This is a genomic window from Sphingomonas sp. (assembly GCF_042091075.1).
Taxonomy (GTDB): Bacteria; Pseudomonadota; Alphaproteobacteria; order Sphingomonadales; family Sphingomonadaceae; genus Sphingomonas.
On the sequence record NZ_JBELIE010000146.1, the window covers coordinates 1 to 8,440 of the forward strand.

The following is an 8,440-nucleotide window of genomic DNA, read 5'->3' on the forward strand; positions in this document are numbered from 1 at the left end:
TTCTTGCCGTCCAGCATCACCGAATTCATGAACTTCGACAGAACCTCATCCCCGTATACGGGATCAGGCAGGATTTCCCGCTTTTCGGGACGACGACGACGCGCCATGTGAATTTCCTTCTAGATCAACCGCCACTCACGTCATCCCAGCGGAAACTGGGATCTTCCGGCGAAGAGCGGATCATAAACCAAGAGGCTCCAGCCTTCGCTGGAGCGACGTGCGTGGCTTACTTCGGACGCTTCGCGCCGTACTTCGAACGGCTCTGCTTGCGGTCCTTGACGCCCTGGGTGTCGAGCACGCCACGCAGCACGTGGTAGCGCACACCCGGAAGGTCGCGCACACGGCCGCCGCGGATCAGCACCACCGAGTGCTCCTGCAGGTTATGGCCCTCGCCCGGGATGTAGCTGATGACCTCACGCTGGTTGGTCAGGCGGACCTTGGCCACCTTGCGCAGCGCCGAGTTCGGCTTCTTCGGGGTCGTCGTATAGACACGGGTGCAGACACCGCGCTTCTGCGGGTTCTGCTCCATCGCAGGGACCTTGCTCTTGGCCTTCTGCGGCTCGCGGCCCTTGCGGACCAGCTGGTTGATCGTTGGCATTGAAGCCTTCACCTCTATCTAGGTTACTTTGCTGGAGCCATCACAGCTACTTGGAATACGAAAAGGACCATCGGCCGCCGTTGCCAGCCGCCAGGCCCTCAATGCATCCAGCAATGTTCAAGCTGTCCGCACGCGAGTCACCTCGTCGCACGAACCGGCGCGCCTATACGCAAGCATCGGCGGCAGGTCAATCCGGGCGGCGCAGCGCTTAGTCCTTGAGCGGGTCGTGGCCCCAGTTCATCAACGAGTAGCGCCAGTCGGACGTCTCCTTGTCCTTCGCCGGTCCCTTCTGCGCCAGATGGCGGTGCACGTAGGACACCACCTTCTTCATATGCGCATAATCGTCGTCGCTCAGGTCGGCCTTCTTCGTGCGCTTGATCTCGACGATCCGGCGCACCGATTTGTGACCTACGCTCTCGCCCGAGCCCTCGCCGTCCCCGCCCTTGTAGCCGACGCGCTTGCTGTCATCGCTGTCGAGCCATTTCTCGAGCTCGGCGGGCGCCATGTTGACGGCCTCGTTGAATTCCTTCGCAACCGTGTCGTGGTCGTCGGCCATGGGCAGCTCTCCTCGCGCGCATCAATTCGCGAAGAGGCGCCGGGTTCATTCAATCGACGCGCACGCCGCCCTTCACCACCGCGACGGGATGTTCGAGCACGCTCACATCGGCGAGCGGATCGCCGCGTACCGCGACCATGTCGCCCCATCGGCCCGGCGCGATCACGCCCACGTCGTCGCGCCCGAGCGCCTGCGCCGCGCTCGACGTCGCGGCGCGGATCGCCTGCAGCGGCGTCATTCCCCATTCGACCATCTTGGCGAATTGCTTCGCATTGTCGCCGTGCGGATAGACCCCGGCATCGGTTCCGAACGACATCATCACCCCGGCTTTCACTGCGCGCTGAAAGGTCTGACGCTGTTTCAGGCCGATCATCCGCTCCTTGTCGAGACTTTCCTGCTCGGTGCCGTTCTTGGTGCCCGTCGCCAGGATATAATCGTCATTATAGATATCCATGTCGAACCAGGTCTTGTGCTGGATCGCGAGCCGGATCGCCTCGTCGGAGGCGAGGCTGACATGCTCGATCGTGTCGATCCCGGCGACGATCGCGGCCTTGATGCCCTCGTCGCCATGCGCATGGGCCGCAACCTTCATATGCAGCATATGCGCCTCGTCAGCGATCGCGCGCATTTCCTCGACGCTCAATTGCTGGCCACCCACCGAATCACCCAGCGAAAACACCCCGCCGGTGGCGCAGATCTTGATCACCTCGGCGCCATATTTGTGCAGCCAGCGGACCTTGGCGCGTGCTTCCTCCGGCGAATTGACCACCGACGGCAGCTTCCGGTCATAGGAGGGGGGCAGCGCATTGTCGTCGCAATGGCCGCCCGTCGCGCCGATCGCATAGCCGGCCGGGACGATCCGCGGGCCGATCACCCAGCCACCGTCGATCGCCTCCTTCAACCCGACATCCTGGAAATCGCTCGCCCCGACGTTGCGCACGGTGGTGAACCCGGCCCGTAGCGTCTTGGCGGCATTGGCGACGCCGACCGCGCCCCAGAAACTGTCGGTATATTTCAGCGTCTGATAGCCGCCCACTTCCGCCAGACTGGTGAGGTGAACGTGCATGTCGATCAGGCCGGGGATCAGCGTGACATCGCCGAGATCGATCCGCTTCGCCTCGCCCGCGGGCGCCGCGCCGCTGGCCACCGAACTCACCTTGCCGTCGATCACGGTGACGACGGGCCGCTCGACGATCCGCCCGCTCTGCACATCCAGCATCCGCGCCGCGGTGACCACCACCGTCTCCGCAACGGCCGGAGTGGTCGCCGCCAGCGCCGCGCCGCCCGCCACCGCCGCCACGGCCGCGCGCATCCCGTTCCAGATCGTCATTCGTTCACCCCTCTATGTCGACGAGAGGATGACGCAGCGCCGGGGCCAATGCCAGCGCGATATCACTCAGTCTTTCAGCCGCGCCGCCAGAAAGGCGATCAGCGCCTCCACCCGCGCGGGCCGCAGCGCGCTGGGCGGGGTCAGCAGATGCAGCATCACCGGCGGGGGCGCCCAATCGGGCAGGAGTTCGACCACCTCCCCCGCCGCCAGCGCCTCGCCGACGATGAACGCCGGCAGCCGCGCGATCCCCAGCCCCGCCACCAGCGCGGGCAGCAGCGCGGTGCCGCTGTTCGCCGATAGCGGCCCGGACGCCTTCACCGACGTTTCGCTGCCGTCCTTGCCCTGAAAACGCCACGGCCCGGCTACGTTCGTATAGCCAAGCAGGCGATGTTCGCCCAATTGCGCCGGATGCGTTGGCACGCCGTGTCGTTCCAGATAGGCGGGCGCCGCCACCAGATGCGCGGCGATGCTGCACAAGCGGCGCGCGCGCAGGCTGCTGTCGGGCAGGTTGGCGATCCGCAACGCGACGTCGAAACCCTCCGCGACGATATCGACGCGCGCGTCCGACAGGTGCAGGTCGATCTCGATCATCGGATATTCGAGCAGGAAGTCCGCGATCAGCGGCGCGACGTTCTGAAGGCCGAAGCTCATCGGCGCCGCCATCCGGACGCGCCCGGCGGGCAAATGGGCGCCACAGCGCGCGGTTTCCTCTGCCGCCTGCGCCTCCTGAACGATCCGGGCGGCATGGTCCGCCAATGGCCGTCCCGCCTCGGTCAGCGCCAAGCGCCGCGACGTGCGGTGGAACAACGACACGCCCAGTTGCGCTTCCAGCCGCGAGACCGCCTTCGACACGGTCGCCTTGCTGAGCCCGACGGCTTCGGCCGCAGCGCTGAAACTGCGATGTTCCACCACGGCGGCGAAGATCGCCCATGCCTCGAGATCGGGAAGCCTCATCGTCTCTTGGTAACTCTCGAAACGATACGTTTCAATCGTTTCCATTTTGGCAAGGGCGTGCCTGTCCTATCTCTTGTCCACACAAAGGATATCTGGACATGAACGACATCCTATCTTCCCCGGCGACGATCGAACGCCGCGCTTTCGAGACGCTGGGCCATGCCGATCACGGCTGGCTCGACGCACGACATCACTTTTCCTTCGCGAGCTATCATGATCCCGAGCGGATGGGCTGGGGTGCGATCCGCGTCTGGAACGACGACACGATCGCCCCCAACAGCGGATTCCCGCCACACCCGCATCGCGACATGGAGATCATCACCTATGTTCGCAGCGGGGCGATCACCCATCAGGATTCGCTCGGCAACCTCGGCCGGACGGGCGCGGGCGACGTCCAGGTGATGAGCGCGGGAAGCGGCGTGCGCCACTCCGAATACAATCTGGAAACCGAGCCGACCACCTTGTTCCAGATCTGGATCGAGCCCACGCGCCGTGGCGGCGCCCCGAGCTGGGGTGCCAAGCCGTTCCCCCGCGGCGACCGTTCGGGCCGCTTCGTCACGCTGGCGAGCGGCTATGCCGAGGATCTGACCGGCGATCAGCCCGCGCTGCCGATCCGCGCCGAGGCGCGGGTGCTGGGGGCGACGCTCGCCGCCGGCGAGACGCTGGAACTGGCGATCGATGCCGGCCGCCACGCCTATTGCGTCGCCGCGACCGGAGAGGTGACGATCGACGGCGAGCGTTTCGCGGCGCGTGACGGGGCGGCGATCCACGGCGGACGGACGGTGTCGATCACCGCGCTCGCCGATGCCGAGCTGGTGCTGGTCGACGCCCAATAATCCTGTCGACGGGGCTGGCGTTGCCAGCCCCCTATCCCTTCCGATGACGTAAAAGGAGCTGTCATGCCCAAGGTGCTCGTCCTCTATTATTCGTCCTATGGCCATATCGAGAAGATGGCCGACGCCATCGCGGAAGGCGCGCGCGCCGGGGGCGCCGAGGTGGCGATCCGTCGCGTCGCCGAAACCGCGCCACCCGCGGTGGTGGAGGCCGCCGGCTTCAAGACCGATACCGCCCACCCGGAGATCGAGGGCCCCGAGGCGCTGACCGGCTATGATGCGATCATCGTCGGCGCCCCGACCCGCTATGGCCGCATGCCCAGCCAGATGGCAGCATTCTGGGACACCACGGGCGGCGTGTGGATGCGCGGCGGGCTGGTCGGCAAGGTGGGCGGCGCGTTCACCTCCACCGCCAGCCAGCACGGCGGACAGGAAACGACGCTGTTTTCGATCATCACCAACCTGTTGCATCATGGCATGACGATCGTCGGCCTCGATTATGGCTATCAGGGGCAGATGGGCGTCAAGGAAGTCCATGGCGGGACGCCTTATGGCGCCAGCACGCTGGCCGATGGCGACGGCAGCCGCCAGCCGAGCCAGGTCGATCTCGACGGCGCCCGCTACCAGGGCAAGCGCATCGCCGAAACCGCGGCAAAGCTGTTCGGGTAACGCCGCGAGCTGCCTCGTTGCACCGGATCCCGGCCAATGCCGGGAGCCGGTCGCTCCGGGGCGACGGACACTGGCTTATCGCCGCTTCGCCCTCGGCAGGCGGCATTTACCCCGGCGACACTCGGGCGCCGCGATCGGTGACAGATACACCGGCGGGGCGGGCGCCTGCGGGATCACCATGACGCGGACGACCGGATCGACCGCCGGCGCCGCCGGGAAATCGCGTCGTGCCCGAACGAACAAGGCGCGCGCCCGCGCCGCGCCCGGCGCCTGCGCCGATGTCCCGACCCAGCGCCAGTGCCACGGCTCCCATTTCACCCCCTGCCGGTTACCGGCCGGAAACGACATCTCGAAGCCGAAACGCGGCGCGTTGGCGACCAGCCAGCGGAACGCCGGCGTCGCGGCGATACACGCTTCTGCATCCGGGCAGCCGTTGCTGCGCGGGCGAAAGGCGAAGTCGAGCGCAAAGCCTGTGGCATGCTCGCTATGCCCCGGCGGCGCGACCGAGATCGCGCGATCGCCCGCCGCTTCCTTCGCGCCGCGGCAGAACACCGCCTGTTGATACGCGATCGAGCGATGGCACGACAGCGCCAGGATACGGCCGCCGACCGCCGGATCGTTCGCGGCGGCGGTCAGCAACCGCTGCAGGTCGACGATCACCTCGCGCCGTAGCTGGCACGGGCCGACGGTCCATTCGTCGGGCACGGCGGCCAGGTCGCCGGGCGCGGCGTCGCCATAGGGCAGGTGTCCCCATGCCCGCCCGTCCGCGGCGATCCGCGTGCTGCTGCCGTCGCACAATTGCGCCTGCGCCGGCAGCGCGGCCAGCAGCGTCAGCACGGTGATGAGAAAACGATGCATGACACCCTCTGGCCAGCGGCGGCGCACAATGGCAAGGGGCTGTGTATGCTGGGCGACCGGGTGCTCTTCCTCGACGGTGAGGCGTTAGTCATCGACAAGCCCATGGGCCTGCCGGTCGATCCGCCGCGTGACGGCGCGATCAGCCTGGAGAATCACCTCGCCTCGCTGACCTTCGGCTTCCGCCGCTGGCCGGTCGCGGTCCATCGGCTCGACCGTGATACCAGCGGCTGCCTGTTGCTGTCGCGCAACCCCAAGGCACATGCGCGCTTCCAGCAGGCGTTCGAGGGCGGGCTGGTCGCCAAACGCTATGTCGCGGTGCTCGACGGTGTGCCGCCCGACGAGCAGGGCACGATCGACCTGCCGCTGGGCAAGGTATCGAGCGTCGAGCGCGGCTGGCGAATGACGAAAGACCCGCGCGGCAAGGCGGCCCGTACCGACTGGCGCCTGATCGCGGCGCGTGACGGCCGGGCACTGGTCGAGTTCCGCCCGGCGACCGGCCGCACGCACCAGATCCGGGTCCATGCGCTCGAAGGGCTCGGCATGGCGGTGACCGGCGATGCGATCTACGGCACTCCGCACGCCGGCGGGATGATGCTGCACGCGATCGCGCTGACCGTGCCGCGACCGGGCAAGGCCGATATCGTGGCGGAGGCACCCTGGCCCGCGCGGTTCGATCAGGCCGGCTTCACCGCCGAGGATATCGCCCCGCATGATTGAGGTGCCCGAGGACGCGATCGAGGAACGTTTCCTCGCCGCGACCGGGCCGGGCGGCCAGAACGTCAACAAGGTCGCCACCGCGTGTCAGCTGCGCGTCGATGTCTTCCGGATCGGCCTGTCGCCGGAAAGTTATCGCCGGCTGAAGGTGATCGCGGGCAGTCGGCTGACCGCCGGGGGCACACTGGTGCTGACCGCGCGCCGATACCGCACGCAGGAAGCCAACCGGCAGGACGCCCGCGCGCGCCTCGCCGAGATGCTGGCGGAGGCGGAGAAGCGCGAGGCGCGGCGCGTGAAGACCAAACCCTCCCGTGCCGCCAAGGCGCGGCGGGTCGATGAGAAGAAGGGGCGCGCGCAAGTGAAGGCCGGGCGCGGCAAGGTGCGGCTCGATTGAATATCGGGCTGTCCTGTCCCCTCTGGACTTCGGCGCGCGGCATTCTACCTCGGTGTGAATGTACGCTTTCGATATCGCCACCGGCAGCAAGGCCGAACTGTACCGCGACCTGCATGCCGCGCTCGATGCGCTGACCGCGGGCGAGCCGGATCCGGTCGCCAACATGGCCAATGCCGCCGCGGTGATCGCGCAATACCTGCCCGATCTCAACTGGTCGGGCTTCTACCGTCTGATCGGTGACGAGTTGGTGCTGGGGCCGTTCCAGGGCAAGGCGGCGTGCATCCGCATCGCGCTGGGAAAGGGCGTGTGCGGCACCGCCGCGATGGCCCGCACGACGCAAATGGTGGACGATGTGCACGCCTTTCCGGGCCATATTGCGTGCGACGCGGCCAGCCGCTCTGAGCTGGTGGTGCCGATCGTCCACGACGATCGCCTGCTGGGCGTGCTCGATCTCGACAGCCCCCTGCCGGCACGCTTCGATGAGGACGACGCGCGCGGGTGCGAGGCGCTGATGTCGCTGCTGGCGCCGCGCATCGCGCCTTAACCGTACAGCGCCCCATGCCGGGACGGTCTGGCGCTTCCCGATTCGGGACAAAGCGCTCGACTGGTTGGGCATCCCTGACGATGGTAAGCAACTCGTTAACGCGGGGGCGCGTTGCCGCGCCGACCGTCTACCGATGTGATCACAGGGTATCCAGGGAGCCCCACCCGATGCGCATGCTGCTTCTCGCCGCAACCACCGCGATGGCGTGTTCCGCCATGCCGGCGAATGCCCAATATGCCAGCGCGCCGGTCGCGCCGCATAGCGGACCCGCGCCGCATTGGCAGGGCGGGCCGCAGGGCCAGTGGCGCGGCGGTGCCGGCGGATGGCAGGGCGGCCGCTGGGGCGGGCAGATCGACGGCCGCTGGTGGGGCGGAACGCGCGCGCCGGGCGGATGGCGGGCGTATCGCCGGCCGGTGCGCGGCTGGGTACTACCGAGTTACTGGGTCGCGCCGGGCTGGTACGTCGGCAACTGGTCAACCTACGGGCTGCCGCAGCCGCCCTATGGCTATACCTGGTCGCGCTATTACGATGATGCGGTGCTGATCGACCAGCGTGGCATGGTGTACGACAGCGTCCCCGGCGTCGCCTGGGATCGTTACGACGGATATGCCGGTGGCAATGACGGTCGCGGTGGCGATGGCTATCCGCGTCTGCCCTATCCGACGCGCGACGCCGATAACGGTGTCGGCGGTGCGGTGATCGGCGGGGTCGTCGGCGGGGTGGCGGGCAATGTCATCGCGGGGCGTGGCAACCGGCTGGGCGGCACCTTGCTCGGCGCCGGCGCCGGCGCGCTCGCGGGGATGGCGATCGACCGGTCGGACCGCGCCGGCCGCGTGCCGGTCGCCCCGCCGCCCGGCGCCGATCGCGGCGGTTACGGTGGTGGCTATGGTGCCCCCTATGCGCCGCCCGCACCCGGACCCGGCCCCGGACCCGGCGCGGACTATCCGCCGCCCGCGCCGGTCGTCGCCTATCAGTCGGGCAGCTACGGCG

At 67.9% G+C, this 8,440-nt stretch carries 11 protein-coding genes and 1 pseudogene; 6 read left to right on the plus strand and 6 right to left on the minus strand.

Annotation, left to right across the window (positions count from 1 at the left end; genetic code table 11):
* From ACFDSW_RS13180 to ACFDSW_RS13200, 5 genes and pseudogenes are all read right to left on the minus strand, one after another.
* A pseudogene (locus tag ACFDSW_RS13180) lies at positions 1 to 107 on the minus strand (30S ribosomal protein S7); the annotation flags it as partial.
* A 119-nt stretch (positions 108 to 226) separates the two neighbouring features.
* Positions 227 to 598 carry a 30S ribosomal protein S12 gene (rpsL, locus tag ACFDSW_RS13185; RefSeq protein ID WP_019831557.1) on the minus strand — a complete coding sequence of 124 codons (372 nt, stop codon included), beginning with the start codon at positions 596 to 598 and terminating at the stop codon, positions 227 to 229.
* Positions 599 to 806: 208 nt separating this feature from the next.
* On the minus strand, positions 807 to 1,154 hold the full coding sequence (locus tag ACFDSW_RS13190) for a DUF3140 domain-containing protein (protein ID WP_375250743.1): 348 nt from the start codon (positions 1,152 to 1,154) through the stop codon (positions 807 to 809).
* 49 nt (positions 1,155 to 1,203) lie between these two features.
* On the minus strand, positions 1,204 to 2,484 hold the full coding sequence (locus ACFDSW_RS13195; RefSeq protein WP_375250744.1) for an amidohydrolase family protein: 1,281 nt from the start codon (positions 2,482 to 2,484) through the stop codon (positions 1,204 to 1,206).
* A gap of 66 nt (positions 2,485 to 2,550) precedes the next feature.
* Positions 2,551 to 3,438, minus strand: a complete 888-nt coding sequence (locus tag ACFDSW_RS13200) for a LysR family transcriptional regulator (protein ID WP_375250745.1) — start codon at positions 3,436 to 3,438, stop codon at positions 2,551 to 2,553.
* A gap of 98 nt (positions 3,439 to 3,536) precedes the next feature.
* Between ACFDSW_RS13200 and ACFDSW_RS13205 the strand changes: the two genes are divergently transcribed.
* Both ACFDSW_RS13205 and wrbA read left to right on the plus strand, forming a co-directional pair.
* Complete coding sequence (locus tag ACFDSW_RS13205) at positions 3,537 to 4,274, plus strand: pirin family protein (RefSeq protein ID WP_375250746.1); 738 nt, start codon at positions 3,537 to 3,539, stop codon at positions 4,272 to 4,274.
* Between the two features lie 63 nt (positions 4,275 to 4,337).
* Positions 4,338 to 4,940, plus strand: coding sequence for an NAD(P)H:quinone oxidoreductase (gene wrbA / locus ACFDSW_RS13210; RefSeq protein ID WP_375250747.1), 603 nt, complete (start codon positions 4,338 to 4,340; stop codon positions 4,938 to 4,940).
* A 75-nt stretch (positions 4,941 to 5,015) separates the two neighbouring features.
* Here the strand turns inward: wrbA and ACFDSW_RS13215 are convergent, their stop codons facing one another.
* Positions 5,016 to 5,798 carry a M15 family metallopeptidase gene (locus ACFDSW_RS13215; protein ID WP_375250748.1) on the minus strand — a complete coding sequence of 261 codons (783 nt, stop codon included), beginning with the start codon at positions 5,796 to 5,798 and terminating at the stop codon, positions 5,016 to 5,018.
* A gap of 45 nt (positions 5,799 to 5,843) precedes the next feature.
* Here ACFDSW_RS13215 and ACFDSW_RS13220 point away from each other — a divergent pair, with 45 nt between their 5' ends.
* From ACFDSW_RS13220 to ACFDSW_RS13235, 4 genes are all read left to right on the plus strand, one after another.
* On the plus strand, positions 5,844 to 6,515 hold the full coding sequence (locus ACFDSW_RS13220; protein ID WP_375250752.1) for an RluA family pseudouridine synthase: 672 nt from the start codon (positions 5,844 to 5,846) through the stop codon (positions 6,513 to 6,515).
* Positions 6,508 to 6,906 carry an alternative ribosome rescue aminoacyl-tRNA hydrolase ArfB gene (gene arfB, locus ACFDSW_RS13225; RefSeq protein WP_375250749.1) on the plus strand — a complete coding sequence of 133 codons (399 nt, stop codon included), beginning with the start codon at positions 6,508 to 6,510 and terminating at the stop codon, positions 6,904 to 6,906. Before ACFDSW_RS13220 ends, arfB begins: the two co-directional genes overlap by 8 nt.
* A gap of 58 nt (positions 6,907 to 6,964) precedes the next feature.
* Positions 6,965 to 7,450, plus strand: a complete 486-nt coding sequence (locus tag ACFDSW_RS13230; protein ID WP_375250750.1) for a GAF domain-containing protein — start codon at positions 6,965 to 6,967, stop codon at positions 7,448 to 7,450.
* Between the two features lie 167 nt (positions 7,451 to 7,617).
* Positions 7,618 to 8,440, plus strand: an 823-nt coding sequence (locus ACFDSW_RS13235; RefSeq protein ID WP_375250751.1) for an RcnB family protein, incomplete at its 3' end; no start/stop codon positions are given.